At 72.7% G+C, this 26,867-nt stretch carries 25 protein-coding genes; 14 read left to right on the top strand and 11 right to left on the bottom strand.

Translation table 11 applies throughout. From position 1 onward, the window contains the following. The first annotated feature begins 13 nt into the window (after positions 1 to 13). The 4 genes from FXF65_RS43500 (at position 14) to FXF65_RS04780 (ending at position 4,072) form a co-directional block, all read left to right on the top strand. A complete protein-coding gene (locus FXF65_RS43500) occupies positions 14 to 1,018 on the top strand; it encodes a hypothetical protein (RefSeq protein WP_187412096.1) in 1,005 nt (334 codons plus the stop codon). A gap of 93 nt (positions 1,019 to 1,111) precedes the next feature. Next, positions 1,112 to 1,609, top strand: coding sequence for a MarR family winged helix-turn-helix transcriptional regulator (locus tag FXF65_RS04770; protein WP_148348475.1), 498 nt, complete (start codon positions 1,112 to 1,114; stop codon positions 1,607 to 1,609). A gap of 106 nt (positions 1,610 to 1,715) precedes the next feature. Beyond that, positions 1,716 to 2,510, top strand: a complete 795-nt coding sequence (locus FXF65_RS04775; RefSeq protein ID WP_246198359.1) for a DUF2470 domain-containing protein — start codon at positions 1,716 to 1,718, stop codon at positions 2,508 to 2,510. 380 nt (positions 2,511 to 2,890) lie between these two features. Further along, positions 2,891 to 4,072, top strand: coding sequence for a trans-sulfuration enzyme family protein (locus tag FXF65_RS04780; protein ID WP_148348477.1), 1,182 nt, complete (start codon positions 2,891 to 2,893; stop codon positions 4,070 to 4,072). 54 nt (positions 4,073 to 4,126) lie between these two features. On the opposite strand, the gene FXF65_RS04785 is transcribed toward FXF65_RS04780, so the two are convergent. Both FXF65_RS04785 and FXF65_RS04790 read right to left on the bottom strand, forming a co-directional pair. After that, positions 4,127 to 5,296, bottom strand: a complete 1,170-nt coding sequence (locus tag FXF65_RS04785) for a DUF5925 domain-containing protein (RefSeq protein WP_148348478.1) — start codon at positions 5,294 to 5,296, stop codon at positions 4,127 to 4,129. A 52-nt stretch (positions 5,297 to 5,348) separates the two neighbouring features. Then, positions 5,349 to 6,110, bottom strand: a complete 762-nt coding sequence (locus FXF65_RS04790) for a lysophospholipid acyltransferase family protein (RefSeq protein WP_148348479.1) — start codon at positions 6,108 to 6,110, stop codon at positions 5,349 to 5,351. A 142-nt stretch (positions 6,111 to 6,252) separates the two neighbouring features. Here FXF65_RS04790 and FXF65_RS04795 point away from each other — a divergent pair, with 142 nt between their 5' ends. Beyond that, positions 6,253 to 7,116, top strand: a complete 864-nt coding sequence (locus FXF65_RS04795; protein WP_148348480.1) for a hypothetical protein — start codon at positions 6,253 to 6,255, stop codon at positions 7,114 to 7,116. 147 nt (positions 7,117 to 7,263) lie between these two features. Here the strand turns inward: FXF65_RS04795 and FXF65_RS04800 are convergent, their stop codons facing one another. After that, the gene (locus FXF65_RS04800) at positions 7,264 to 7,941 is read right to left on the bottom strand and encodes a uracil-DNA glycosylase (protein WP_148348481.1); all 678 of its coding nucleotides are present in this window, start codon (positions 7,939 to 7,941) and stop codon (positions 7,264 to 7,266) included. A gap of 271 nt (positions 7,942 to 8,212) precedes the next feature. On the opposite strand from FXF65_RS04800, the gene FXF65_RS04805 reads away from it, so the two are divergent. Next, positions 8,213 to 9,718, top strand: a complete 1,506-nt coding sequence (locus FXF65_RS04805; RefSeq protein ID WP_148348482.1) for a WS/DGAT/MGAT family O-acyltransferase — start codon at positions 8,213 to 8,215, stop codon at positions 9,716 to 9,718. On the opposite strand, the gene FXF65_RS04810 is transcribed toward FXF65_RS04805, so the two are convergent. Continuing rightward, complete coding sequence (locus FXF65_RS04810; protein WP_148348483.1) at positions 9,705 to 10,706, bottom strand: transcriptional regulator; 1,002 nt, start codon at positions 10,704 to 10,706, stop codon at positions 9,705 to 9,707. The genes FXF65_RS04805 and FXF65_RS04810 overlap by 14 nt on opposite strands. Before the next feature lie 61 nt (positions 10,707 to 10,767). Here FXF65_RS04810 and FXF65_RS04815 point away from each other — a divergent pair, with 61 nt between their 5' ends. After that, complete coding sequence (locus tag FXF65_RS04815) at positions 10,768 to 11,340, top strand: helix-turn-helix domain-containing protein (RefSeq protein WP_148348484.1); 573 nt, start codon at positions 10,768 to 10,770, stop codon at positions 11,338 to 11,340. 1 nt (position 11,341) lies between these two features. Here the strand turns inward: FXF65_RS04815 and FXF65_RS04820 are convergent, their stop codons facing one another. The 4 genes from FXF65_RS04820 to FXF65_RS04835 all read right to left on the bottom strand — a co-directional run bounded on the left by FXF65_RS04820 (position 11,342) and on the right by FXF65_RS04835 (position 15,900). Beyond that, complete coding sequence (locus tag FXF65_RS04820) at positions 11,342 to 11,962, bottom strand: hypothetical protein (RefSeq protein WP_148348485.1); 621 nt, start codon at positions 11,960 to 11,962, stop codon at positions 11,342 to 11,344. Positions 11,963 to 12,035: 73 nt separating this feature from the next. Then, positions 12,036 to 13,301, bottom strand: coding sequence for a hypothetical protein (locus FXF65_RS04825; RefSeq protein WP_148348486.1), 1,266 nt, complete (start codon positions 13,299 to 13,301; stop codon positions 12,036 to 12,038). Between the two features lie 55 nt (positions 13,302 to 13,356). Continuing rightward, positions 13,357 to 14,196 (bottom strand): dimethylargininase, encoded by an 840-nt coding sequence (ddaH, locus tag FXF65_RS04830; RefSeq protein WP_148348487.1) that lies wholly within the window; start codon positions 14,194 to 14,196, stop codon positions 13,357 to 13,359. Positions 14,197 to 14,322: 126 nt separating this feature from the next. Further along, positions 14,323 to 15,900 (bottom strand): PucR family transcriptional regulator, encoded by a 1,578-nt coding sequence (locus FXF65_RS04835; RefSeq protein ID WP_148348488.1) that lies wholly within the window; start codon positions 15,898 to 15,900, stop codon positions 14,323 to 14,325. A 111-nt stretch (positions 15,901 to 16,011) separates the two neighbouring features. Between FXF65_RS04835 and FXF65_RS04840 the strand changes: the two genes are divergently transcribed. From FXF65_RS04840 to FXF65_RS04850, 3 genes are all read left to right on the top strand, one after another. Further along, a complete protein-coding gene (locus FXF65_RS04840; RefSeq protein WP_148348489.1) occupies positions 16,012 to 17,265 on the top strand; it encodes an NAD(P)/FAD-dependent oxidoreductase in 1,254 nt (417 codons plus the stop codon). Between the two features lie 174 nt (positions 17,266 to 17,439). Next, a complete protein-coding gene (locus FXF65_RS04845) occupies positions 17,440 to 18,522 on the top strand; it encodes a DUF2637 domain-containing protein (RefSeq protein ID WP_148348490.1) in 1,083 nt (360 codons plus the stop codon). A 57-nt stretch (positions 18,523 to 18,579) separates the two neighbouring features. Continuing rightward, on the top strand, positions 18,580 to 19,191 hold the full coding sequence (locus tag FXF65_RS04850) for a hemerythrin domain-containing protein (RefSeq protein WP_148348491.1): 612 nt from the start codon (positions 18,580 to 18,582) through the stop codon (positions 19,189 to 19,191). Between the two features lie 46 nt (positions 19,192 to 19,237). Here FXF65_RS04850 and lpdA read toward each other — a convergent pair whose 3' ends face one another. Beyond that, on the bottom strand, positions 19,238 to 20,641 hold the full coding sequence (gene lpdA / locus FXF65_RS04855; protein WP_148348492.1) for a dihydrolipoyl dehydrogenase: 1,404 nt from the start codon (positions 20,639 to 20,641) through the stop codon (positions 19,238 to 19,240). 311 nt (positions 20,642 to 20,952) lie between these two features. Here lpdA and FXF65_RS04860 point away from each other — a divergent pair, with 311 nt between their 5' ends. Then, positions 20,953 to 21,636 carry a hypothetical protein gene (locus FXF65_RS04860; RefSeq protein ID WP_148348493.1) on the top strand — a complete coding sequence of 228 codons (684 nt, stop codon included), beginning with the start codon at positions 20,953 to 20,955 and terminating at the stop codon, positions 21,634 to 21,636. A 128-nt stretch (positions 21,637 to 21,764) separates the two neighbouring features. Continuing rightward, positions 21,765 to 23,120, top strand: a complete 1,356-nt coding sequence (locus FXF65_RS04865) for an MFS transporter (protein ID WP_246198360.1) — start codon at positions 21,765 to 21,767, stop codon at positions 23,118 to 23,120. 47 nt (positions 23,121 to 23,167) lie between these two features. On the opposite strand, the gene FXF65_RS43505 is transcribed toward FXF65_RS04865, so the two are convergent. Next, positions 23,168 to 23,305, bottom strand: a complete 138-nt coding sequence (locus tag FXF65_RS43505; RefSeq protein WP_187412097.1) for a hypothetical protein — start codon at positions 23,303 to 23,305, stop codon at positions 23,168 to 23,170. Between the two features lie 174 nt (positions 23,306 to 23,479). Then, entirely contained in the window at positions 23,480 to 23,785 is a 306-nt protein-coding gene (locus FXF65_RS04870) for an ArsR/SmtB family transcription factor (protein ID WP_148348495.1), read from the bottom strand. A gap of 214 nt (positions 23,786 to 23,999) precedes the next feature. On the opposite strand from FXF65_RS04870, the gene FXF65_RS04875 reads away from it, so the two are divergent. Together FXF65_RS04875 and FXF65_RS04880 are read left to right on the top strand one after the other, a co-directional pair. Beyond that, positions 24,000 to 25,433 carry a family 2B encapsulin nanocompartment shell protein gene (locus tag FXF65_RS04875; protein ID WP_246198361.1) on the top strand — a complete coding sequence of 478 codons (1,434 nt, stop codon included), beginning with the start codon at positions 24,000 to 24,002 and terminating at the stop codon, positions 25,431 to 25,433. After that, a complete protein-coding gene (locus FXF65_RS04880) occupies positions 25,430 to 26,830 on the top strand; it encodes a family 2B encapsulin nanocompartment shell protein (protein WP_246198362.1) in 1,401 nt (466 codons plus the stop codon). Before FXF65_RS04875 ends, FXF65_RS04880 begins: the two co-directional genes overlap by 4 nt. Positions 26,831 to 26,867 lie beyond the last annotated feature (37 nt).

Raw genomic sequence — 26,867 nt, forward strand, 5'->3', positions numbered from 1 at the left:
AGGAGTACCCGAAGTGACAGCCAAGACCACCAAGGGCGAGGCCGTCGAGGACGAGGCGGTCCCGGCCGAGGAGGACGCGGCGGCCGAGGCGTCGGCGGAGGAAGCGGAGGCGTCGACCGAGGAGGCGGCGGCCGTCGTGCGGAAGGCGCGTCCGGCCGCCAGGCGGAAGCGCCGGGTCCGGGTCATCGAGGTCATCGACGACGAGGACCTGGACGACGTCCTGGAGGCGCTCGACGCCGAGGACGCGGCCGAGGAGGCGGAGGAAGAGCCCGCGCCCCGTCCCGTCAAGGCGAAGCCGAAGCCGGTCGCCAAGCCGAAGCCGGCCTCGACCGCGAAGACCGTGAAGGCGCCGCCGAAACCGCGCCCGTCCGTGGAGGACGCGCAGGAGCCGGACGAGGAGCCGCGCGCCGCGGGGCAGACGGTGTTCGGGCTGGGCGTGCCGCAGGCGGTCGTGGTGGTGGTGCTTGTCGCGCTGCTGGCGAGCCTCGCGCTCTGGCAGTGGCGCAGCGCGAGTTCGCAGTCGTCCAAGCAGGACGAGCGCGAGGCGGTGAGCAAGGTCGCGTTCGCCTACGGGGACAACGCCTACAACTACAACGCCGGGAACTACCAGGCGCAGGCCGCGAAGGTGCAGAAGTTCATAGCCGGGGATCTGCTGGAGGAGTACAAGAAGAACGTGCTTCCGGGCGTGGCCAGTGCGCTCCAGGCCAACCCGCAGATGGTGCTGACCTCGAAGACCCACCAGGTGTTCGTGGGGAGCGTCGACGGCCGGTTCGCCACGGCGGTGCTCATGCTGGACCTCACGTTGAAGACCAAGAGCGGCGCGGTCGACGAGCCCGCGACGCTGCTGCGGCTCTCGCTGGGCAAGATCGACGGCGCGTGGAAGATCACGCAGCAGTACCCGTCCGGCATCAACGACCAGAACAGGAACCGTCAGCAGGGCGGGCTGCCCGCGGTCCCGGGCGGCGGCGCGACGTCGCCGACGCCGAAGGCCGAGAAGAGCGACAAGCCCAAGAACTGACCGGAAACCGGACGCGACCACCCCGGGCGGAAGCCGCACGGGGTGGTCGCGCGTTATGCGGACGACCGGAACGCACGACGAAGGCAGGGCATCATGTCGACCGTGACGAAGCCGCAGGATGGGCGGGGCGCGGTCGTCCCCGACGCGCTGGTGTACGAGTTCGGCGCGCTGCTCAGCGTGGCCTCGGCGCTGGAGCGCATCGCGGGACGCGAGCTGGAGCGCCGCTGCGGCATCCGGCACGCCGTGTTCGAGGTGCTGCTGAAGCTGTCCCGGCCGGGCGAGGGGCCGCTGACGATGGGCGACCTCGCCGCCGACCTGATCCTGACCAGCGGCGGCATGACCCGGATCGTCGACCGGATGGAGGAGGCCGGGTTCGTCCGCCGGACGCAGGCGCCGGGCGACCGCCGCCGCCAGCTCGTGGAGCTGACCGCCGCCGGGCGCGCGAAGCTGGACGAGGCGCTGCGCGTGCACGCCGAGACGCTGCGGGAGCACTTCGCCGGTCCGCTTCCGGACGAGCAGCGCCGCGTCCTGGTGGACGCCCTCCGCACCCTCCGGGCGACGGCCCGCGCGGAACTCGGCGCGCTGCACTGAAAGTCCTGGCCCGTCCCGCCCCGTCCGGGGGTTGTTCGACCTGCCTCCTTGGTGGTTAGGTATGCCTAAGTTAGGCAACCCTAACTTCATGACCGGAGGAGGCACGGTGGCGGGAGCGGAGACCACGCGGAGCACGCGGACCGGGCAGGGGCCCACGGCGGCGGAGCGCGCCCGCACCCTCGCCTACGGGATGGCGGACGGCGTCCTCACCGCGCCCGGCGCCCCCCGCGAGCCCGTCCCCGCGCACACCACCGACCGCGGCGGGCGGCCGCTGCTGCTGGTCCGGTCGACGTCGCCGGCCCGCGCCGCGCTCGCCGCCGCGCCCGCGGGCACCCCGGGCCCGCCCGCCACGCTGCGGGTGTTCGACGTCGCGCCGGTCGCGCTCGCCGACCGGGTCCGCGGCCGGGCCCGGCTGCGCGGCCGCCTGACCGAGGTCCCGGCGGACGAGCTGCGCGCCGCCGCGCTCCGCCTCGCGCACGCGCACCCGCGTCCCGAACTGCTCGACCTCGCCGCCCCGCACGAAGGCGACCGGGAGTGGACGATCCTCGCCCTCGACGTCGAACAGGTCGAGATCGAGGACGCCTGGGGCAGCGCCACCCTCGAACCGGAGGAGTACGCGGACGCCGCGCCCGACCCGTTCGTCGCCGTCGAGGCGGGCATCCTCACCCATCTCGACAAGTGCCACCGCGACGACCTGACGCGGATCCTGCCGGACGCGGTGCCGCCCGGACCCGTCCGGCCGCTCGGCCTCGACCGGTACGGACTGTGGCTGCGCTGCTCCGCGCCGCCGCCGCGCGGCCCGTCGTCGTTCGATCTGCGGGCGCCGTTCGCCGAACCGGTAAGTGATCTCCACGGCCTGCGGCGCGGGTACCGACGCCTGTTCGCGCGCGCAACCCCGTAGCGAACCCGTACCACGTACGTACCCGACCCGCACGTACGCGCCCGACATGGCGGTGATCTCCCGGATGGTGCGCGGGGGTCCCGAAGCGAGATGCTCTTTTCACCGGCCGAGGGACATCGACCGTCTCCCGACCGGAACGACCCGATCGCCGGCTCGCCCTCGCGGGGTGGGTGAGCCGGCGACGGGAACCGTACCGGGCGCCGGGGGCGCCGGTGCGCCCCCGGCCGGGCCTTCGGCCCCGGTGGGGGCTCCGATGGGGTCGGGGGACCCAGCGGGACGAGCGGGTGGTCCGGCGCCGCGAGAACGACGGGGGCGCGGTCCGGGCCACTGCTCGCGATTGGCCGTTTCCGGTGGCCGGGGCCGGGACGCAGGCTGGGGACATGACCGGACATCATCCGCAGACCCGAGCCGTCCACCCGCCGGTGCTCCAGCCCGCGGGGAGCCGTCCGCTCGGGGTGCCGATCTACCAGGGCCACCTTTTCGCGTTCGACGCCGCCGACGACCTCGCCACCGCCTTCACCGGTCCGGACGAGGCGTACATGTACGCGCGGATGAGCAATCCGACCGTCCGCTCCCTCGAACAGGCCCTCGCCGAACTGGAGGGCGGGCGGGGCACGCTCGCCACCGGGTCGGGCATGGGGGCCGTCAACGCCGTGCTGATGGGGCTGCTGCGCGGCGGCGACCACGTCATCGCGCAGACCGCCCTCTACGGCGGGACGTTCGCGCTGCTCCAGGACCTCGCCGAGCGGTGGGGCGTCGACGTGACCCATGTATCGGGCGACGATCCGGACGAGGTGCGGGACGCTCTCCGACCCGAGACCCGCCTCCTCTACCTGGAGACGGTCGCGAACCCCACCACGCACGTCACGGACCTGCCCGCGATCACCGCCGCCCTCCAGGGAACGGACGTGCTGACCGTCGTCGACAACACCTTCGCGCCGCTCCTATGCAGGCCGATAGAGCACGGCGTCGACATCGTCATCCACTCCACGACGAAGTACCTGAGCGGGCACGGTGACGTCATCGGCGGCGCCGCCGTGTTCGCCGACTCGGAGGTGCACCATCGCGTGTGGCATCACGCCGTCGAACTGGGGTCCGTCGCCGACCCGTTCGCCGCGTGGCTGACCGTGCGGGGGCTCGCGACGCTGCCGCTGCGTGTGGCGAGGCAGAGCGAAACCGCGCTCGACCTGGCGCGCCGTCTCGCGGCGCATCCGTCCGTCGCGCGCGTCCACTATCCGGGGCTCGCCGAGCACCCGCAGCACGAGGCGGCGCGGCGGCTGCTGCCGGACGGGTCCGGCGGCGTCCTCGCCTTCGAGCTGACCGGCGGACGGGAGGCCGGACGGGTGTTCTCCGACGCCGTCCGGCTCATCTCGCTCGGCCCGTCGCTCGGCAGTGTCGCGTCGCTCGTGATGCACCCGGCGAGCACGTCCCACCGGCGGATGGACGCAGCGTCCCTCACCGCCGCCGGGATCGGCGAGGGAACCGTGCGGCTGTCCGTCGGGTTGGAGCACCCGGACGACCTGTGGGCCGACGTCGAGCAGGCCCTCGCCAAGGTCGGCTAGGCCACGGTCGGCTAGGCCACGGTCGGCCAGCGAGGTCGGCGAGGGCAAGACCGCCTAGAGGTAGAAGCCGGTCGCGGTGGCGGGCGCGTCCCGGTTCTCGGGACGCCGCTCGCCCTTGCGGAGCGCCGCCAGCTCGGCGAGCGTCGCGCCGTCCGCCGAGATCTCCGCGGGGTCGGCGTCGGTGCCGTCCAGCCAGGCCACGGACTCGGCCCGGGTGAGCCGTCCGACCTCGATCTGCGCGAGGCAGCGGCCCGGACGGACGACCGCCGGGTGCAGCATCGCGAGGTCCTCGTTCGTGGTGATCGCGACGAGGACGTCCCGGCCCTGCCCGAGCATCCCGTCGGTGAGGTTCAGCAGCCGCGACAGGCCCTGGCCCGTCGACTGCTTCGCCTCGCCGCGGATCAGCTCGTCGCAGTCCTCCAGGACGAGCAGCCGCCAGCGCCGGTTCTCGTCGTCGTCATCGCCGTCGCCGACCGCGACCTCCATCAGGTAGCTGGGCGTGCCGAACAGCGCCTCCGGGTCGAGGACGCAGTCGGACTGGCACCAGTCCTTCCAGGCGCGGGCGAGGGCGCGCAGCGCCGTCGTCTTGCCGGTGCCGGGCGGGCCGTGCAGGAGCAGCAGCCGTCCGGACACGTCCTCGCGGGTGAGGGCCATGACCTCGTCCAGCGCCTTCGCCACCTGCGCGGTGTAGTTGCCGCGGATGGCGTCCCACGAGTCGGCGGTGATCGCGCGCTCGTTGCGGACGGGCCCGTGCGTCCCCATGTGCCAGAAGCCCATCTCGACGCTGGACTCGTCCACCTTCGGCGGCTCGGTCGCGTCCTTCACGGACGTGTCGAAGACCTCCTGCGCGAGCTCCTCGCTCACCGCGGACACGGCGAGGTACGCGACGCCGCTCTTCCACCGGTTCGTCAGCAGCGTCCAGCCCTCGCCCTCGGCGAGGACCGACTCCTTGCCCTTCTCGTGCGCGACCCGCACGACCCGGGCGTCGGCGGGACGCAGCGGCGCGTCCGGGCGGACGTTCTCCAGCCGCGTCGACCGCGACCAGGGCTGCTCCCCGGACGCGAACGGGCGCAGCGACAGGACGTCCATGACGTCGGCGGGCGAGTTGTTGTCGCTGAGGTTGAAGACCACGGGCAGCGTCGACTCGGCACCCGGGTCCGTGACGTTCTCCCTGGGCTCGACGAGATGAAGGACTTCGCGCGACCTCTCCTGCGACGTGGTCATACCGAGAATGATCGAGGTCGGCGGTGGACAGCGTCCACTCAATTAGCGGCTGTCAGTCGTCTTCGCGGGCGGCGCGGCGGGCCTCGGCCTCCTCCAGGTCGAGCTTCTCCGCCTCCTCCGGCGTCGGGGCCGTGCCGCCGAGGTAGGCGGGCTGCCACCAGGTCTCACCCGGTTTCGGGACGTCCGGGTACTCCCGCTGCGCCTTCTCCAGCAGCTCCGAGATCGCGGCGTGCAGGTCGAGGGTGATCTGGTCGTAGTCGTCGCCGCGCTTCGGGTACATGGGCTCGCCGACGAGGATCGTCACCGGCACGCCGCGCTGCAGCAGGCGGCGCTTGTGGCCCTTCGTCCACAGCCGCTGCGGGCCCCAGACCGCGACCGGGATCAGCGGCACCTTGCCCCCCACCGCCATCCGCACCGCGCCGTTCTTGATCTCCTTCACCGTGAACGAGCGGCTGATCGTCGCCTCCGCGAACACCCCGACGATCTCGCCCGACTTCAGCGCCCGCAGCGACGCCGCGTAGGACGAGGCGCCCGCGTCGCGGTCGACCGGGATGTGCTTCATCCCCCGCATCAGCGGCCCGCCGATCCGGTTGTCGAAGATCTCCTTCTTGGCCATGAACCGCACCAGCCGCTTCGCCGGGTGCGCGGTGAGGCCCGCGAAGATGAAGTCGAGATAGCTGACGTGGTTGCTGACGAGCACCGCGCCGCCGGTGCGGGGGATGCGGTCGGCCCCCTCCAGACGGATCTTGATGTTCAGGACTTTGAACACGGCCTGAGCGGTCTTGATCACCGGCGGGTACACGATTTCGGGCATGTGAGCACCGTACTTGCTCCCCTCATGATCAGCGAGCGTGGGCGGCCTTCGCGATGGATCGCACAACGGGCCGGAAACCTGAGAAGGTAAGGGGGTGACGTGATCCGCTGACGGCCGAGAGGGCCCCGAAGGGTGAAAGGGGATGAGCATGGAACCGTTGGACGCGGCGGCGGACGTGCACGCGCTCATCCGCGACGTGCTTCCCGCCCTGGCGCCCAGCGCCTGGTTCGACTCCGGCACCTCCGAGGTCGTCCTGCCCGTCGGCCGTTCGGAGGCCCGCGCCTCCAGTTGGACGGTGCTGGAACGCTGCGCCCGGGCCCCCCGCTCGGCGTGGCCGCGGGTGGTCGACGAATGGGTCCGCGAGGTCGGCGACCGCGCGTTCCTCGCCGTGGGGGAGATGGAGCTGTTCGGCGACGTCCGGGAACTGCTGCGGCTGCGCATAGTGCCGAAGCTCGCGCCCCGCGACCGGGAGGGCCTCGTCGTCGTCCCCGCGGGCGACCACTTCGACGCCATGGTCATGATCGAGCACCCCCGCTACGGCGGCCCCCTCACGAAGGCCCGCGCCGGGCTGCTCGGCCTGCACAAGCTCGGCTACGTGATGACGAACACGCACGACCGCGAGCTGGCCGACGTCGCCGTCCGCGACCAGCCGCTCCTGCCGGGACGCAACGTCCGCGTCGTCTCCAAGCCGGGCAGCCGCTACGTGTCGGCGCTGCTCAGCGAGGTCGACCAGTTCCTCCCGTGGCCGAACGAGCACGGCGCGCTCGTCGGCGTCCCCTGCCACAGCACGCTGCTCCTTTACCCCATCACCTCGACGGCCGTCCGCGAGGTGCTCCCCGTGTTCTCCGACGTCGTCCGCGAGATGCACGCCGACGCCGACGACCCCTGCGCCCCCGGCGTCTACTGGAGCCACGGCGAACGCCGCCTGACCCCCCTCTCCGCGAGCCCGGAGGCGTCCGGCGAGTTCGCCACCCTCCTCCACCGCCTCCCCGACGACTACACCTGAGCGACCGCACGGGTCGGGCGGCCGGAGGCCGCCAAGGCCGGAGGTCGCCCGACCCGCCGAGCGAGGGGCCGTTTCCCGAGAGCGAACGCGGACTGGGGAAACGGCCCCTCGCGAGCAACGGGGGTTCCAGGGGGTCGCCCCCCTGGGCTAACACAGCTTCCAGTCGACGGGCTGCGCGCCTTGTTGCTCCAGGAGTTGGTTGGCGCGGGAGAACGGGCGGGAGCCGAAGAAGCCGCGGTCCGCCGAGTACGGGCTCGGGTGCGGGGACTCTATGCAGGGGACGTTGCCGAGCATCGGCTTGAGGTTGCGGGCGTCGCGGCCCCAGAGGATCGCGACGAGCGGGCGGCCGCGTGCGGCGAGGGCGCGGATGGCCTGTTCGGTGACCTGCTCCCAGCCCTTGTCGCGGTGCGAGCCGGGCTTGCCGGGCATGACGGTCAGCGCGCGGTTGAGCAGGCAGACGCCCTGCTCCGTCCAGGGGGTGAGGTCGCCGTTGGACGGCTCCGGGTGCCCGAGGTCGCTGCAGTACTCGCGGTAGATGTTGATGAGGCTCGCGGGCAGCGGGCGGACCTCCGGCGCGACCGAGAAGCTCAGCCCGACCGGGTGGCCCGGCGTCGGGTACGGGTCCTGCCCCATGATGAGGACGCGGACGTCGTCGAACGGCTGCGTGAAGGCACGCAGGACGTGGTTCCCGGCGGGGAGGTAGCGGCGCCCGGCGGCGATCTCGGCGCGCAGCCAGTCGCCCGCGGCGGCGATCGTCCCGGCGACCGGCTCCAGCGCGGTCGCCCACCCCGCCTCGACGATCTCCGAGAGTGGTCGTGCCGTCATGGGGCACAACCCTAGTGCGGTGATCATGTGGACGTCCGGGGAACGGATCCGCCCGGTCGGACATGTGAAGTTTTCTGACAGCATCAGGATTGATGGAAGCAAAATCTTCCCCTGGTGCTGAGAAACAGCCAGATGAAGTGCGTGAAACGCCCTGTTAAGTCCTAGTTACTTCCATGCGGGCAGCGTTGACCTGCCGTCCCCCGAGCGCATAACTCCTAGAAGAGCAGGTATGGCGCACGACGAGCGGACGAGCGGACGGACGAGAGAGCCCATGAGCCAGTTGACCACCGTGGACGCCACCTTCCTCAACGCCGAGACCGGCACCACCCACGCCCACATAGCGGGGCTGGGCATCGTCGACGCGGCCTCGTGCCCGGACGGCCGGCTGACGGTCGAGGGGGTGGCCGAACTCGTGCGGAACCGGGCGCACCTCGCGGCCCGTCCGCTGCGGCAGCGGCTCGTCCAGGTGCCGTTCGGCCTGGACCGTCCGTACTGGGAGGACGACCCGGACTTCGACGCCGGGCGGCACATCTTCGAGATCGGGCTCCCGGCGCCCGGCGACGACCGGCAGCTCGCCGACGTCGTCGCGATGCTGCACGAGCAGCCGCTCGACCGGTCGCGCCCGCTGTGGGAGATGTTCCTGATCCAGGGCCTGATCGGCGGCCGGACCGCCGTCTACGTGAAGGTGCACCACGCCGCGATCGACGGCGTGACGGCCGCCGAGACGCTCGCCGCGCTGCTGGACCTGTCGCCCGAGCCCCGCGACGTCCCCGCCGACGAGACCGAGCCCGCGCGCGCGCCGCGGCCCGCCGAGATGGTCCGCGCGGGGCTGCTGAACACGGCGATGCACCCGGTCCGGTCGGCGCTGTCGGTCGCGCGCGCCGCCCCCTACCTGGACGAGATCCCCGGGCTGTCGTCCATTCCGGGGGTCGGGCTGATGTCGTCGGTCGTGCAGAACGCGCTGCGCCGCCGGGAGGTGCCGCGCGCGCCGCGGATGAGCGCGCCGCCGACGCCGTTCAACCAGCCGATCGGGCGCCGCCGCTCCGTCGCCGTCGGCGAGCTTCCGCTCGACGACATCAAGCAGATCCGGCGCGGGCTCGGCGGCAGCGTCAACGACGTGGTGATGGCGCTGTGCGCGACCGCGCTGCGGCAGTGGCTGGACAAGCGCGGCGAGCTGCCGGAGCGTCCGCTGGTAGCGGCCGTCCCGGTGTCGCTGCGGCGGCGCGGCAACCGCGGCGAGGGCGGGAACCAGGTGTCGGTCATGGCGACGCCGCTCGCCACCGACATCCCCGACCCGGCCGACCGGTACGTGGCGGTCCGCCGCGACATGGACCGCGCCAAGCGGCGGTTCACCGGGTCGTCCGGGAGCTGGGTGCAGGACATGAGCGGGCTGATCCCCGCGCCGGTCGCGGGCGCGCTGACCCGGCTCGCGCTGCAGGCCGCGCCCGCGATGTCGCTGCGTCCGATCAACCTGATCGTGTCGAACGTGCCGGGCCCGCAGTTCCCGCTGTACCTGTGCGGGGCGCGGGTGCTCGGCTACTACCCGATCTCCGTCATCACGGACATCACCGGCGGGCTGAACATCACCGTGTTCTCCTACGACGGGAAGGTGGACGTCGGCATCGTCGCCTGCCGGGCCCTGATCCCCGACCCGTCCGAGATCGTCGACCACCTGGTGGACGCGCTGGACGAGCTGCGCGAGCTCAGCCGCGAAGCCCTCGAAGAGCGGGCCCTCGAAGAGCGGGCCCGCGAGGAGCGGGTGCTCAGCGGGGAGTGAGGCCGAGCGCCTCGCGGTGCCGCCGGGCGAGTCCGAGCGCGGCGGCGCCCGCGGGTTGCATCGGCGCCGGGACGGGCCCGTCGAACGGCGCCGTCGACACCTCGCCCTCGTCGTTGACCGCGACGAGCCCGCCGAAGAACTCGGCGAACGCGGCGTCGTCGACCACGACGACCGTGAGCAGGTCGAGCGCGAACGTCAGCGGGTCGACGCCGAGGCCGAGGAAATGGGCGCGCAGCCGTCCCTCGGCGCGGGCCGTGGTCAGCGCGCGGTGGAACGGCCATTCCCGCTGGACGAATCCGTCGCCGTAGTCCTCGTCGCCACCGAGCAGTTCTTCGGCGTATTCGCGGACCATGCACGACCACATGTCCGGCGGCTCGTCGCCGAGCGGCTGGAACAGCCCGACCGGCATCACCTGGTAGAGCCCACCGGCGTGCGCGACCTTGGCCGGGTCGCGCCGGTGCAGCACGTACGACCCTGACGAGGTGACGGTCAGCGTCGTGATCGCGGGCAGGGCGTGGCGGCGGGTCAGATCGCACGGGTCGCCGATCCGGCGGCGGAGAGGGAGGCCGTCCATCCCTGCGGACAGTTCGTGCGCCACCGCTTCGGCGATGTTCACGCCGTCGAAGTAGCGGGCCGGGCCGAGGCGGAGCACAGGAGGATGCGCGGCGAGGAGGCGGTAGCTCGGCCGGTCCTCGAACACCTTCGGCGGCGCGAGCGCGGCCATGGCCTCGGCGTATGTGCGGTAGCCGGGCGGGAGGCCGTCCGGCGGGTCGGCGACGGCAGGGGATTCGGGGCGGGCGTCCCATTCCAGGCGGATCCCGTCTAGCGGAATCGGGGTGTCGGGGATCCATCCTGGACGGCACAGGAGCGGCGTGCCTGCTACGCGCGGGACGTCCGGATACAGGGCGGTCGCTGCCTCGCCTAGGCGTCCGCGTGAGGCGTTCAGTGTCGCTCGCTCGTCCCGCCACCGCCGCTCGCCCGGGTCCATGGCCGACCAGCCTAGCCCGTGCCCGTTTGACAAAACGGGTTGCCGTTCCTGCAATGAAGGCATGGAGACGACCGAAGAGGTCCTGGCCGGGGTCGGGCCGAGGCTCAAACGGCTGCGGCAGGAGCGGGGCATCACGCTCACCGCGCTGGCGGAGACGACCGGCATCTCGGTGAGCACGCTGTCGCGGCTGGAGTCGGGCAAGCGGCGGCCGAGCCTCGAACTGCTGCTCCCGCTCGCGCAGGCCCACCACGTCCCGCTGGACGAGCTGGTCGGCGCCCCCGAGATCGGCGACCCGCGGATCAGGCCGCGGCCGCGCCGGATGAACGACATGGTCGTGCTGCCGCTGACCCGGCGGGCGGGCGGGCTCCAGGCGTTCAAGATGATCGTCCCGGAGCGGATCCCGGAGCCGGAGCCGCGGGTCCACGAGGGCTACGACTGGCTGTACGTCCTGAACGGCCGGATGCGGCTGCACCTCGCGGGCCGCGACCTGATCCTGGAGCCGGGCGAGGCCGCCGAGTTCGACACCCGGCTGCCGCACTGGTTCGGCGGCCACGGCGGGACGGTTGAGGCGCTCAGCCTGTTCGGCCCGCAGGGCGAGCGGCTCCACCTGCGCGCCCGCCCGCGCAAGGAGTGAGTCAGCGGCGGTCGCAGAAGGCGGCGAAGTCGTCGATGACGTCCCGCGCCGGGCCGTCCGCGCCGCGCAGCGCGAGGATCGGCTCCGCCAGCCCGGGGCGCACGGTCATCAGGTCGCCGACCGCGAACACCAGGGCCCGCACCACCTGCCGCTCCGGATGCAGGACGGCGCGCTCGACGGCCGTCCGGTAGCGGGGGTCGGCGGGCGGCTCCGTGCCGTCCGCGCAGTTCCACATGTCGGCGGCGCGCAGGCCGTTCAGCGCGCGGATGCTGTCGCGCGCGTCCGCGTGCGGGACGGCCAGCAGGACATCGAGCAGCGCGTCCGCCGCGACGGTCGGCAGCGCCGCGCGGACGACGCCGAGCGTCTCGTCCACCACGGCCGCGTCGTCGCCGCTCACCCGGACGACCCGGTGCCCGAGCACGTGCACCTCGCTGTAGAGGACGAACGCGACGCCCGCCTGCCACGCGACCTGCTCCATCTCGCCGAACCCGGCGGTGCTGATCGCCGCCCGCCGCCAGCCGCGGCCCGCGGCGAGGGATTCGAGCACGCCGCGCTCGGCCTGCTCGGCGAGCAGCACCGTGCCGTCGTGGAGCACCGCTTCGTCGGCGGCCGTGCCGGTCACCCGTCCCTGCCTTTCTGGGGGGCGACCCCCAGGCCCCCGAGGGGAGGACGTCGTGATCCTCGCTTCGCTCCGGTCACACGTCCTCCTCGTCGTCGTCCCAGGTGTCGACGGGGACACCTGATTCGTCCACCATCACGGGTGCGCCGCCGAAGTCGTCGCGGAAGGCGTTGAAGGCGTCCGGGCCGGGCGCGCGGTCGAGGAGGTCCTCCAGCCGCGCCAGCTCGTCGGGGTCGGTCTCGGCGAGCGCCAGCTCCTGCAAGAGGAACCGGTGGTCGTAGGAGTGCGCGAGGAGGACGAGGTCGGCGCGCACCGCCGGATCGGGATGGGCCGCCCATTCCCGCAGCTCCAGCGTCCGGCGCAGGTCGCCGTGCCGGAGCGCGGCGAGGCAGCGCAGCGCGAACCCGGCGGTGTCGGCGTCCGGGTCGTCGAGGTGGTGGTACAGGTCGTCCTCGACGTCGAACTCCCAGCCCGCGAGGACGCCGACCGCGTCGAGCGGCAGGTCCTCGGGGAAGCGGTCGCCGTGCACCTCGTTGACCCGCCGCACCACGGCCCGGTGGCTCTCCGGCGACGGCCGGTACCGCACCGCCGCGCAGACGACCTCCCGCGTGTGGATCTCGACGGAGAGGTGCGACCTGGAGTGCAGCGTCCGCCACGTCATGGACGGGACGCGCCCGAGCCGCTGCATCCGGTGCCCGTCCCGGACGGGCAGGAAGTCCGTGAGGTGGCCCGCGTCCCAGGGCAGCTCCTCGGGATAGGGGTCCTCCTCGCGGGCGCCGCCCCACGGCTGCGGGTCGGCGAACTTGACGGTCTTCATGTAACGGTCCAGAGCCCCGCCGTCCAGCGGGACGAGCTCACCGGTCGGGACGGCCGCCCACGACGGGTCCTCCACCGGCACGTACGGCACCGTGACCTGGTGCAGCGCGCCGAGGAAACCGCGGACGAACCCGGTCAGCTCCGCGCGCGGCGCGGGCCGCGCCGGGAACGGCGCGCCGAGCGCCGCCCGGACGCCCGCCGCCGTCGGCCGCAGCGGGATCCACAGCCAGGCGGGGTAGAAGCCGCCGAGCGCGCACCACAGCAGGCCGGGCTCGCTCGGGTCGAAGTACCAGGCGGCGGCGAGCCGCTGCCCCGTCCACCGGCGGACCGTCCCGGGGCCGGTGCCGACCAGCAGCTTGCCCTTGCGCAGCAGCTCGTCGTCCAGGTCGCGGTGCTCGCGGGACGCCGTCCCGGACTCCTCGACGTGCTGCCAGGCCGGCTCCCAGTCGGCCGGGTCGAGCCAGTCCACGCCGAGCCTTTCGGCGGTCAGCCCGGGCCACCAGTCCGGAACGCTGCATTCGGTCACCCGGCAAACCTAGTGGTCGTCCGTGCGGCGGCGGCACCCCTGTGTCCGGCCGGGGTCAGAAGCGCAGCTCAAGCGTGCAGCATTTCGGTCCGCCCCCGGCCTTGCGGAGTTCCGACATATTCACGGGAACGGGTTCATATCCGTGGATGCGAAGGCTCGCGATGAGCCCGGCCGCCTCGGCGTCGATGACGATGTGGCGTCCGTCGCATACGGCGTTGAGGCCCAGGACGGCCGCGTCGCGCTCGCCTGCGAGGACCGCGTCCGGGAACAGCCGCTCCAGCACCGTCCGGCTGCCGGGGGAGAACGCGCCGGGGTAGTAGGCCACGTTCCCGTCGCCGAGCGGGAACAGTGCCGTGTCCAGGTGGTAGAAGCGCGGGTCGACGAGCCGGAGCGTCACCACGGGACGGCCGAGGAACTCCTGCGCCTCCTGGTGGGCGGCGAGGTCGGTGCGGAACCCCGTCCCGGCGAGGATCACGTGGTCGAGGGTGAGGAAGTCGCCTTCGCCCTCGTTGGTGTGCTCGGGCTCCAGCACCTCGCCGAAGCCGTTGCCCCGGAACCACGCGCTGTAGGCCGGGCCCTCCGCGCGCCGTTCCGGGTGCGCGAACCGGGCGCCGTAGACGCGCCCGCCGACGACCAGCGCGCCGTTCGCCGCGAACACCATGTCGGGCAGGCCCTCGATCGGGTCGATGAGGCTGACCTCGTGCCCGAGGGAGACATAGGCCGCCCGCAGCGCCTCCCACTGCTCGACCGCCTTCGCCGTGTCCGTGCCGGCCGCCGGGTCCATCCACGGGTTGATGGCGTAGGCGACGGTGAAATGGTCGGGACGGCACATCAGGAAGTGCCGCCGCGTCGCCGTCCGCTGGGGGATTGGATCGGTCGCCGGCAGAACGCTCATTCGCATCTCCAGAGGCGTTCGTGGGGAAGGTCGGACAGCGAAAGCCTAGAAACGAACGACGTGCGATCCAATCCGCGAACCTTGCTCTGATCTGGTCTTTCGTTGCGTCTTTCGACGCTTTCCGCGCTATTCGTTGCGCGGTGCGGAGCCTTCTTCGAGAGCGTTGAGCTGGAGGCGCAGCGCGAGCCGTCGGCGAGGCGAGGAGAGGTCGAGCTCCGTCACCTCGGACATGCGCCGCAGCCGGTGCCGCAACGTGTTCGGATGGACGCCGAGCGCGTCCGCCGTGCCTTTCGTGTCGCCGAAATGGTCGAGCCAGGCGGCGAGCGTGGAAAGGAAGGCCGTCCCGTTCGCGGCGTCGTGCGAGAGGAGCTCCGGGACGGGACCGCCGAGCACCGGGCCGCCGGTGGCCTTGCGCGCGCGTTCGACGACGACGGCGTCCCAGGCGTCCTCCAGCAGGACCGTCCCGGCGGGCAGGCGGCCGGACGCGACGAGGCCCGCGAGCTCCGCCGCCTCGGACCGCGCGCGGGGCAGGTCGGCGGGGGAGCGGGCCGGGCCGCCCACCGCCGCGTACAGGGTCCGGTCGTGCGCCCGCACTTGCAGGAGGACGTTCCGCAGCCACGCCATCGACCCCGCGTCGCGGCGCGGGCCCGGGGGGTCGGTGAGGACGGCGAACAGCGTGTCGTCGACGTCGGTCAGCAGCGGCCGGTGCCAGCCGAAGCGGCGGGCGATCGCGTCCCACAGGTCGAGCCGCGGCCGGATGTCGCCGTCGGTCCCGCCGCCGAGGGCCGCGACGCGCCACGGCGGCGGGGCGGGGACGCCGTCCGCGCCGTCCCGCGGCGCGCCGTCCCGCAGCGCGCCGCGCAACTGGTCGGCGAGCACCCGCCGCGCCACCCCGGCCTCGGCGCGCAGCCGCAGCAGGTGCAGCGCGAGCACGGACGCGAGGTCGGCGAGCCGCCGCACCCGGTCCGGCGGGACGGGCGTCCGCGCCACCACCCAGATCGAGCCGAGCCACTCGCCCCCGGCGCGCACCGGGATCACGAGCCGCGGCAGCATCCCGTCGGGCCCGGCCGGGACGTGCACCGGATCGCTCGACCGGGCCAGGCTGCGGAACACCCCGCACGCCCGCAGGTGCGCGATGACCTGCGCCGGGACCCGCCGTCCGACGATCGTGGAGACGCGCGCCGGGTCGGCCCTGTCCTGCCGTCCGGAGTAGGCGAGGACACGGGAGCGGGCGTCCTCCAGCGTGACGGGGGCGTCCGCGATCTCGGCCGCCGTGTCGGCGAGCGCGAACAGGTCGTTGTGGACGCCGCCGTCCGCCGCGCCGGGCTGCGGCGCGTAGGCTCGGTCGATGGCGCCGCGCGCGAGCCAGACGACGTGCGTCCACGACGTGTCCGGCTGAAGCTCGACGAGCGCGGGACGCAGCCGCCCGGCCGCGTCCACGACGGCGGGGTCGTCGGCGAGGGGCGCCTTGAGCACGACCCCGGCGGCGCCCGCGGCGGCGGCGCGTTCGAGGAGCGCCACCGCGTCCGGCGGCCCGGCGGCGCCCGCGCCGAGGACGAGTTCGCCCGGCTGCCCGGCCGCCTCGCCGGGCTCGGCCAGGACGACGTCGTGCACCTGCGGGTCGCCGTCTCCCCCGCCGCCCGCCGTGACCAGGCGGAGCAGGCCGGGGCCGAGGGCGTCGACGAGGTCGGTCAGGCTGAGCATTGTGCCTTTCACACTATGCGCCCCACCGATATTGGCCGAAATGGACAGAGGCTCCGGCGGCGTCCCGCGTCACCATCGAGGTGTCACCGTTGACTTGGGAGAGGAAGGGCCATGGCTACGAACGCCGGTCCGCGTCGAGTCGCCGTCGTGGGCGCGGGCATGGTCGGGCTGTCCACCGCGTGGTTCCTGCAGGAGCACGGCGCCGACGTCACCGTGTACGACAAGCGGGACGTCGCGGCGGGCGCGTCCTGGGGCAACGCGGGCTGGCTGACGCCCGGCCTCGCGACCCCGCTGCCCGAGCCCGCCGTCCTCTCCTACGGGCTGCGCGCGGTGCTCAGCCCGTCGTCGCCGGTCTACGTCCCGCCGACCGCGAGCCTGCGGCTGCTCCGCTTCCTCGCCGGGTTCGCGCGCAACAGCACGGCCGCCCGGTGGCGACGCGCGATGGAGTCGCTGGTGCCGATCAACGGCCGCGCGCTGCCGAGCTTCGACGCGCTGGTCGAGGGCGGCGTCAAGGCCGAGACCCGCGACGCCGGTTCGTTCGTCGCCGCCTACCGGACGGCGGACGAGCGCCGCTTCCTGCTGGACGAGGTCGAGCACATCCGCGCGGCGGGCCAGGCCCTTGAGTACGAGGTTCTCGACGGGGACGAGGCCCGCCGGGTGGCGCCCGCGCTGTCCGACGAGATCGGCGCGGCGGTGCTGCTGCGCGGCCAGCGGTTCGTCGAGCCGGGACGGTTCGTGCACGCGCTCGCCGACTCCGTCCTCGACCGGGGCGGCAAGATCCGGGCGGGCGCGGCCGTCACCGAGATCCGCGACGTCCCGGGCGGCGTCGCCGTGCGCACCGCCGGGAGCGGGCCCGAGCGCTACGACACCGCGGTGATCGCGAGCGGCGTGTGGCTCGGCGGGCTCGCCCGCCGGTTCGGCGTCCGCGCGCTCGTCCAGGCGGGCCGCGGCTACAGCTTCAGCGTGCCGACGGACCGCGTCCCGGACGGCCCCGTCTACTTCCCCGCCCAGCGCGTCGCCTGCACGCCGATGGACGGCCGGCTCCGCGTCGCCGGGATGATGGAGTTCCGCGACCCGGAGGCCCCGCTCGACCCGCGCCGGATCGACGCGATCGTCGCCGCCGCGCGCCCGCTGCTGCGCGGCGCCGACCTCGACGACCGGCGGGACGAGTGGGTCGGGTCCCGCCCGTGCACCCGCGACGGGCTGCCGCTGATCGGCGCGACCCGCTCCCCGAACGTGTACGCGGCGGGCGGGCACGGGATGTGGGGCATCACCCTCGGCCCCGCCACCGGGAGCCTCCTCGCCGAGATGATCGCGACCGGGCGCCGTCCGGCGGAGCTGGCCCCCTTCAACCCGCTCCGCTAGCCGGTCCGCGCCGCGCCTCCGGACTGTTCCGGGGGTGTGGGGGGCGTCTCCCCACAAGAACCCGGCCCGTCTGCCTGGGGGTTCTGGGCGGTTCTGACACATTCGTCCGTACAGCCCCCCTGGCGCGCTACCGTCACTGGGTTGATCCAGCCACCCCGTGCGGGAGGAACGCCGATGGACGAGGCGCGGACGGCACCGACGCCTGCCCGGACGCTCGCCCCGGCGCCGTTCTCCGAGGCGCCGGTCTCGCAGGCGCCGCTGACCAGGGCGCAGCGGGTCCTGGCCGGGGCGGGCGGGCTGTTCTTCGCCGGGCTCGCGGGCCTCGGCGGATACGGGTCGTTCGCGTCCGTCCAGGACGTGGCCGAGCCGTGGTTCGGCGGCCAGGCGTGGATCGTCCCCGCCGGGGTGGACCTCGGCATCCTCGCCCTGGTGTCGGTCGCGCTGCTGCTGGAGTGGCTGGCGATGCCGATGCCCGCGCTGCGCTGGATGGCGTTCGCGTTCACCGCCGCGACCGTCTGGCTGAACGTGTCCGCCGCGCACGGCGACGCCACCGGCATGGTCATGCACGCCGCCATGCCGGTGCTGTTCGTGACGTTCATCGAGGCCGTCCGGCACGCCATCCGCCGCCGCGCGGGGATCGCGGCGGGGCTCGTCCGGGAGGGCGTCCCGGTGGCGCGCTGGCTGCTCGCGCCGTTCTCGACGTTCCGGCTGTGGCGGCGCATGGTGCTGTGGCAGATCACGTCCTACCCCCGCGCGCTGGACGCCGAGCAGCGCCGCCGCCACGCCCTCGCCCTGCTGGGCGACCACTACGGCCGCAAGTGGAAGTCCAAGGCCCCGGCGGACGTGGTGTGGATGCTGCGCGACGGCGTCATGCTCGACCAGGCGCTCGTCCGCGTCACCGACCTCACGGCGCCCGAACCGCCGAAGCCGCCGGAGCCGGAGCCGGTGCCCGCTCCCGTTCTCGCGCCGGAGAAGCCCGCGCGGCGGAAGGCCCCTGCGAAAAAGGCTCCCGAACGGGCTCCGCGCAGCCAGATCCCGCGCAGCGTCGCCACCGACAACGAGGCCCGCGCGCTCGGGATCATCGCCGCCGAGCCCGGCATCACCGGCGCCGAGCTCGGACGGCGCCTGGACATCAGCGCCCGCCAGGGCCAGCGCCTGCTGAGCCGCCTCGCCCGTCCCGCCCCGGCCGCCGCCGAACCCGCCCCGGCACCGGCGAACGAGCCCGCCGGGGAGACGGCCGCCACACCGGCGTCCTGAGCGGTCACCTTTCCGTCCTCCGCTCCGTCATCGCGGTGTACCGGAAGGAGAGGAACCATGGCCAAGTACGACTGGACCGCCATGTACGTCATGCACAACGCGCTCCGCAGGGAGCTGGAGCACCTCGCCAAGGTCGCCGCCCGTCCCGAGGAGGAGGCGCGCCGCGTCCTCGCGGAGGCGCCCGGCTGGGAGCTGTTCAAGAAGGCGCTGCACGTCCACCACGGCGCCGAGGACGAGGTGCTGTGGCCCGCCATGCGCGAGGCCCTCGCCGGACGCCCGGACGACCTCGCCCTCATGGACGCGATGGAGGCCGAGCACGCCGTCATCGACCCCGTCATCGAGGCGATCGACGCGGGCGCGGAGCCGCTCGCGCCGCTCGTGGAGGCGCTCAACGGCGGCGTCACCGCCCACCTCAAGCACGAGGAGGAGGCGGCGCTGCCGCTGATCGACGAGGTGCTCGCGCCCGAGCACGTGGCGCGCTTCGGGCAGGTCCACGGCACGAAGATCGGGCCCGACGGCCCGCGCGTCTTCCCGTGGCTGCTGGACGGCGTCGACGAGGAGACCGCGGCGGCGATGCTGGGCGTCCTCCCCGAGCCCGCCCGCGCCGCGTTCGAGACCGCGTGGCGTCCCGCCTACGCGGCCCTCGACCGGTGGGGCACGGCCGCCTGACCCCGGGTGGCCCGGCCGGCGCCCGCGGGGCGCCGGCCGCGCGCCGTCAGAGGTTGATCATGTGGCCGGCGAGGCCGTGCACGGCCTCCTTCATCGCCTCGCCCAGCGTCGGGTGCGCGTGCACGTTGCGCGCGACCTCGTGGACGGTGAGGTCCCACTGCTGGGCCAGCGTCAGCTCGGGCAGCAGCTCGGTGACCTCCGGGCCGATCATGTGCGCGCCGAGGATCTCGCCGTACTTGGCGTCGCTGATCACCTTGACGAAGCCGTCGCCCTCGCCCATGCCGAGCGCCTTGCCGTTGGCGCTGTAGGGGAACTTGGCGGTCTTGACGTCGTAGCCCTGGTCGCGGGCCTGCGCCTCCGTCCAGCCGAAGGAGGCGACCTGCGGCTGGCAGTACGTGGCGCGGGGGATCATCACGTAGTCGAGCTCCATCGTCTCGGCGTCCGCGATGGTCTCCGCCGCGACGATGCCCATCGCCTCGGCGGCGTGCGCGAGCATCAGCTTGGCCGTCACGTCGCCGATCGCGAAGATGTGCGGGACGGACGTGCGGCACCGGCCGTCCACGTCGATCGCGCCGCGCTCGGTCAGCGCCACGCCGGTCTTCTCCAGGCCGTAGCCCTCGACGTTCGGCTGGAACCCGATGGCCTGGAGGACCTTGTCGGCCTCCAGCACCTTCTGCTCGCCGTCCTTGCCGGTGACCGTGACCTTGACCTTGTCGCCGGAGTCGTCGATGGCGTCCACGCGGGTGGAGGTCAGGACGTCCACGCCGAGCTTGCGGTAGCGCTTCGCCAGCTCCTTGGAGATCTCGGCGTCCTCGTTCGGGACCATCCGGTCGAGGAACTCGACGATCGTCACCTTCACGCCGTAGTTGTGCAGGACGTAGGCGAACTCGACGCCGATCGCGCCCGCGCCCGCGATCACGATGCTCTCCGGCAGCTCGGCGCTGAGGATCTGCTCCTCGTAGGTCACGACCCGCTCGGACAGGGACGTCCCCGGCAGCAGCTTGGTGTGCGCGCCCGCCGCGATGATGCAGTGCGAGAACGTGACGGTCTCGGTGGACCCGTCCGCCTTCGCGACCTGGAGGGTGTTCGGGTCGGTGAACGTCCCCCGCCCGTCATAGGACGTGATCTTATTCTTCTTCATCAGGAACTGGACGCCCTTGACGAGCTTCTCCGACACCCGCCGGCTCCGCTCGTACGCCACGCCGTAGTCGAAGGACACCCGGCCCTCGACGTTGATCCCGAACGTCTTCTGCTCGGCGGTGAAGATGTGCGCCAGCTCGGCGTTGCGCAGCAGCGCCTTCGAGGGGATGCAGCCGACGTTGAGACAGACGCCGCCCCAGTACTTCTCTTCGATGATCGCCGTCTTCAGCCCGAGCTGAGCCGCCCGGATCGCGGCGACATATCCGCCCGGGCCCGAGCCCAGGACCACGACGTCAAAGTTTTCGCTCATATACAAGGACGATATTCGGCGCGGAGCGGTGCTCGCATCCCGGACGGAGCGCCGCGGCCGAGGCGGTCGTCACGTCCTGTTAGTGTTTCGAGCGGCCTCCCGCCGGTCAGAGATCGCAGGGGGCCCCGGCGGCGCCCGGACGGCGCGCGCCCGCACCGTACCCGGTCGCTGAGCTGCGGAGCCCGGCGGTGCACCGGCTCCGGGAGGTGCGACGGCGCCGCGATCGAAATCGATACCGGACCATCGTCGCTGGAACATCGCGCCGCGGCCCGGTCGTTGTCCCCGTTCCAGCCGAGTGGAGGAGAAGAGGAGTGAGGATCCCCAAGCGCGTCAACGCCGTCCTCGACTGGATGGAGCACCGCTATCCCGCGCTTGGGGGGGTCGTCGCGCTGATCGCGGTCGCGCTGGTGGCGACGCTCGCGCCGCGCGCGGCAGGGCTCCCGGTCGCCGCTTTCATCCTGGGCGTCGCGGCGGGCGGGTTCGCGGTCCACGTCCGGATGAGCCGCCGGGTCGCCCGCGCCCGCGCCGACGTCGACAACCTGCTCCGCGAGAACGGCGCGCTGCGGCACCGCAACACCGTCCTCGCCAGCGGGGTGATCACCCGGGAGGCGCAGGAGACGCAGGCGCTGATGTCCATCCCCGAGGACGACCTCCTGCCCGCCGACCCGCGGCCCCGCGAGGACGACACCCAGGGCACCGCCACCCTGGACGAGCTCCTCGACGGCGGCGGCGACGGCGGCGGCGACGGCGGCGGCGACCCGCAGCGGACCGACGAGCTTCCCGATCCCGCGCCGGAGCCCGAACCCGCTTCCGCCGCCGAGCGGAAGGCGGCCGTGCAGGACGTCGAGGACGATCCGCAGCGCACCACCGTCCTCCCGACGCTCCCGGACGAGTTCCTGAAGGACGACTTGCTGAAGGACGACGCCTCCGGAGCGGCCCGTCCCGGCCGTCCCACGCGTTCCCGAGGCCCCGCGAAGCGCACGCGCAAGTCCTGACGGGAGCCTTCCCGCCGGCCCCGACTGCACCGTGGGACATGGCGTTAGCTTTGCCGATCTTCGGGCAGAGAACGCCCGTGGAGACGCCGTTTGAAGCCGGTTCGGGGTCCGGTCGGGAGCAGCGCGCCGTGGTCGGCGGAGCGCGCCCCCCGAAGGAAGAGGGCAACCTGCCCGCCGTCCATCGGGCGGTGATCGCGTCCGCGATCGGCAACTGTGTCGAGTGGTTCGACTTCGGGGTGTTCAGCGCCGGCGTGATGACGGCGATCATCGGCACGGTGTTCTTCCCGGCGGAGGCGTCCGGCAGCGCGTCCCTGCGCTCGTTCGCGCTGATCGCGGCGGCGTTCCTGGCCCGCCCGTTCGGCGGCATGTTCTTCGGCCCGATGGGCGACAAGCTCGGCCGCAAGCGGGTGCTCGCGACCACGATCATCCTGATGTCGAGCTCCACGTTCGTGATCGGCATCCTGCCCGGCTACGGCACGATCGGGATCGCCGCCCCGCTGCTGCTGCTCCTCGTCCGGCTGATCCAGGGGTTCTCGACCGGCGGCGAGTACGGCGGCGCCGCGACGATGATCGCCGAGTACGCCCCGACGCACCGCCGCGGGTTCTTCGGCAGCTTCCTCGAACTCGGGACGCTCACCGGCTACATCCTCGGGGCCGGGCTCGTCCTGCTGATGGACCTCGCGCTCAGCCACGACGCGATGCACAGCTGGGGATGGCGGATCCCGTTCCTGCTCGCGCTGCCGCTCGGGCTCGTCGGGCTCTACGTCCGGACGCGCATCGAGGACACCCCGACCTTCCAGCACATGGAGGAGGAGGGCAAGAAGTCCCAGTCCCCGTTGAAGGAGACGGTGCAAGGCTACTGGCGCGTCATCGTGATGCTCATCGGGATCGTGTTCCTGCTGAACGTCGCCGACTACACGCTGCTGACGTTCATGCCGTCCTACCTGGTCGACTTCCTGGACATGAACGACACGACCGCGCAGCTCATCACGATCGGCGTGGAGGCCGTGATGATCACGGTGATCGTCCCGCTCGGCGCGCTGTCGGACCGGATCGGGCGCCGCCCGCTGCTGATCACGGCCGCGATCGGCTACGTCGTCCTGGCGTGGCCCGCGTTCGCGCTGATGCAGACCAACAACCCGATCGGGGTCACGGCCGGGTACGCGATCGTCGGCGGGCTGCTGGTGCTGATCCTCGCCGTGATCGCCGCGACGTTCCCGGCGATGTTCCCAACGAAGGTCAGGTACGGGGCGTTCGCCATCGGCTACAACATCTCGACCTCCCTGTTCGGCGGGACGGCCGCCGTCCTCGTCGGCTCGCTGATCGACGTGACGGGCTCCAACTACATCCCCGCCTACTACCTGATGCTCGCGGCGCTGGTGGCGCTGGTGCCGATCTTCAAGCTGACGGAGACCGCCGGGGTGCCGATCGAGCAGGCCGGGGAGAAGCACGCCCCGAAGCCGGCCGGCTCCGGGGCGCGGTAGTCCGTTCCTCGTGGTGGTCGGTTCGTCGTGGTGGTCCGTTCGCGGCGTCAGCCCGCCGACGGCTCGGCGGGCGCGGGCACGGCTTCGCCGGTGGCGAAGCGCCGGCGGGCCCAGCCCGCCAGCGAGGCCGCGATCACAAGTGCGGTGCAGGTCTCTATCGTGAGTGCCGTCCAGACTGCGGTCACCGTGAGCCTCCCCTCCGGATGCGGCCGGGCCCGTCCATGGGCCCGGTGCTCACCCTTGGCAATGTCAGGACCGAGTCAGGATTCCTTACCATAGCCACGCGAAACGGTGATTTCGGTCACCCTCCGGGTCGCTGACCTGCGATGAAAGCCTTGCCGGAGGCGACGGGCGGCAAGTCATTCACCAGCGTCGAGGTGGCGTTCCAGGGCGTCGAGCCGGGAAGTCCACGCGCGGCGGTAGGGGGCGAGCCAGGCGTCCAGTTCGGCCAGCGGTTCGAGGCGCAGTTCGTAGACGCGGCGCTGCGCGTCCCGGCGGGCCCTGACCAGCCCCGCGTCGCGGAGAACGCGCAGGTGCTTGGACGTTCCCGGCTGCGTCAGCCCGAGGGCCTCGACCAGTTCGCCCACCGGCCGGGGGCGCTCCAGCAGCAGGTCGAGGATGCGGCGGCGGGTGGGTTCGGCGAGCACGGCGAACGCGGAGGACATGGCCCGATGATAACCGTCCGCTCATATGCGCCAGATCGCATATAAGGCCGCCGTAGGGCCGCGTTGTCACGTACGGGTGCGACTTGTGTGGCGCTGTGGCAAAGCAGAGATGGGGCCAATGGCTCATTGCGATCTGGCGATTACCGTCTGTAGCGTCTCCGTTGGCCGAACGCGGCCGTTTCCAGCAGCCCGGCGACGAATCGGTGGTGTGGACGTGACCGAACAGCAGGAACAGCAGGGACAGCAGGACCAGCAGCAGTTGAGCCTGGGTACCGCAGCGGCACGAAACCTGGCGACCACGACCAAGTCCGTCCCGCAGATGCAGGGCATCACCTCGCGGTGGCTGCTGAAGCTGCTGCCCTGGGTGCAGGCGGCGGGAGGCGCCTACCGGGTCAACCGTCGCCTCACCTACACGCTCGGCGACGGCCGCGTCAGCTTCGTGAACACCGGCGCCGACATCCGCGTCATCCCGCGCGAGCTGGGCGAGCTACCGCCGCTGCGCGGCTACGACGACGACCTGACGCTGGACGCCATCGCGGGCCGGTTCACCCAGCAGGAGTACGAGCCCGGCGACGTCGTCGTCGAGCGCGGCACCCCGGTCGACCGGGTCGTCCTCGTCGCGCACGGCAAGCTCAGCCAGATAGGCGCGGGCGAGTACGGCACCGACGCCGTCCACGCGACCCTGGCCAACGGCGACTTCTTCGGCGAGCAGGCCCTCGTCGGGACGGCCGAGGGCGCCGAGCAGGAGCGCTGGGAGTACACGGTCAAGGCGCTCACCGCCTGCACCATCCTCAGCATGAGCGCCTCCGACTTCCAGGAGACGCTCGGCCAGTCGTCGTCCCTCCAGGCCCACATCGACGAGTTCCGGTCCGGCCCGGCGCGGGCGCACAACGAGCACGGCGAGGCGACGATCGACCTCGCGTCCGGGCACGAGGGCGAGCCGACGCTCCCCGGCACCTACGTCGACTACGAGCTCCGCCCGCGCGAGTACGAGCTGAGCGTCGCGCAGACCGTGCTGCGCGTCCACACCCGCGTCGCCGACCTCTACAACGAGCCGATGGACCAGGTCGAGCAGCAGCTCCGGCTGACCGTCGAGGCGCTGCGCGAGCGCCAGGAGCACGAGATCGTCAACAACCGCGGCTTCGGCCTGCTGCACAACACCGACCTGTCGCAGCGCATCCACACCCGGTCCGGCCCACCCACCCCCGACGACCTGGACGACCTGCTCGCCCTCGTCTGGAAGGATCCGGCGTTCTTCCTCGCCCATCCGAAGTCCATCGCCGCGTTCGGCCGCGAGTGCAGCGCCCGCGGCGTCTACCCCGACAGCGTCGACGTCGGCGGGCACAAGGTGCCCGGATGGCGGGGCGTCCCGATCTTCCCCTGCAACAAGATCCCGATCAGCCGGACGCGCACCAGCTCCATCCTGCTGATGCGCACCGGCGAGGAGGCGCAGGGCGTGGTCGGCCTGCACCAGGTCGGGCTGCCCGACGAGTACCAGCCGGGGCTCTCCGTCCGGTACATGGGCATCGACGAGAAGGCGCTCATCTCCTATCTGGTCAGCGCCTACTACTCGGCCGCCGTGCTCGTTCCCGACGCGCTCGGGATGCTGGAGTCCGTCGAGGTCTCCCACGGTGGTGCCGCGTCGTGACCGAACTCCCCCCGGCGGCGCTGAACGGCGCCGAGATCCAGCGTGCGCTCGGCACCAGGGCCGCCCGCAACCTTGCGACGACCACCAAGTCCGTCCCGCAGATGCAGGGCATCACCCCCCGGTGGCTGCTCAAGCAGTTGCCGTGGGTGCGGGCGGACGCCGGCACCTACCGGGTGAACCGGCGGCTCACCTACCGACTAGGCGACGGGCTCGTGACGTTCGTCAACGACGGTGCGGCGATCCGGGTCGTCCCGCCCGAGCTCGCGGAGCTGCCCCCGCTCCGCGAGCTCGGCGACGCCGCGACGCTCGACGTGCTCGCCGGACGGTTCGTCCAGCACGAGTACGCGCAGGGCGACGCGATCGCGGAGGCCGGGCGCCCCGCCGACGGCGTCCACCTCATCGCGCACGGCAAGGTCGAGGTGTCCACGCCGGGCGAGTACGGCGCCGACGCGCACGTCGACATCATCGACGGCGGGCGGTTCTTCGGCGACCGCGTCCTGTACGCCGGGGACGAGGAGTGGCCGCACACCTATCGCGCGCTCACGCCGACGACCGTCCTCACCCTGTCCCGCGAGTCGGTCGAGGAGCTGATCGGCCGCCACGACACGCTCCGCGCCCATCTGGAACGAGCCAGGGACGCGCCCGCCCCCGCGCAGACCCGGCACGGCGAGGCGGCGATCGAGCTGGCGTCCGGGCACGAGGGCGAGCTGGAACTGCCCGGCACGTTCGTCGACTACGAGACCTCGCCGCGCGAGTACGAGCTGGCCGTGACGCAGACGCGGCTGCGCGTCCACACCCGCGTCGCCGACCTCTACAACGGCCCGATGAACCAGCTCGAACAGCAGATCCGGCTCACCGTGCAGGAGGTCCGGGAACGGCAGGAGTACGAGCTCGTCAACAACCGCGACTTCGGCCTGCTGCACAACGCCGACCTCCGGCAGCGCATCCAGACCCGGGGCGGGCCCCCGACCCCCGCCGACATGGACGAGCTGCTCGCCCGCCGCCGCAAGACGCGGTTCTTCCTCGCCCACCCGAAGACGATCGCCGCGTTCGGCCGCGAGTGCACCCGCCGGGGCGTGTACCCGGCGAGCGTCGAGGTCGACGGGCGGCGCGCGCAGGCGTGGCGGGGCGTCCCGATCCTGCCCTGCGACAAGATCCCGATCACCCCGTCCGGGGCCAGCTCGATCATCGCGATGCGCACCGGGGAGGACGACCACGGCGTCATCGGCCTGAGCCGCACCGGGATACCGAACGAGGTCCGCCCCGGCCTGTCCGTCCGGTTCACCGGCATCGACGACAAAGCGATCATGACCTATCTGGTCAGCACCTACTATTCGGCGGCCGTGCTGGTCCCCGACGCGCTCGGTGTGCTGGAGAACGTGGAGATCGCCCGCTAGCCGGGACGCGCGACGAGAGGGGACGACATGCCCGTCT

It is taken from the genome of Actinomadura syzygii (assembly GCF_008085905.1).
GTDB classification, from domain to species: domain Bacteria; phylum Actinomycetota; class Actinomycetes; order Streptosporangiales; family Streptosporangiaceae; genus Spirillospora; species Spirillospora syzygii.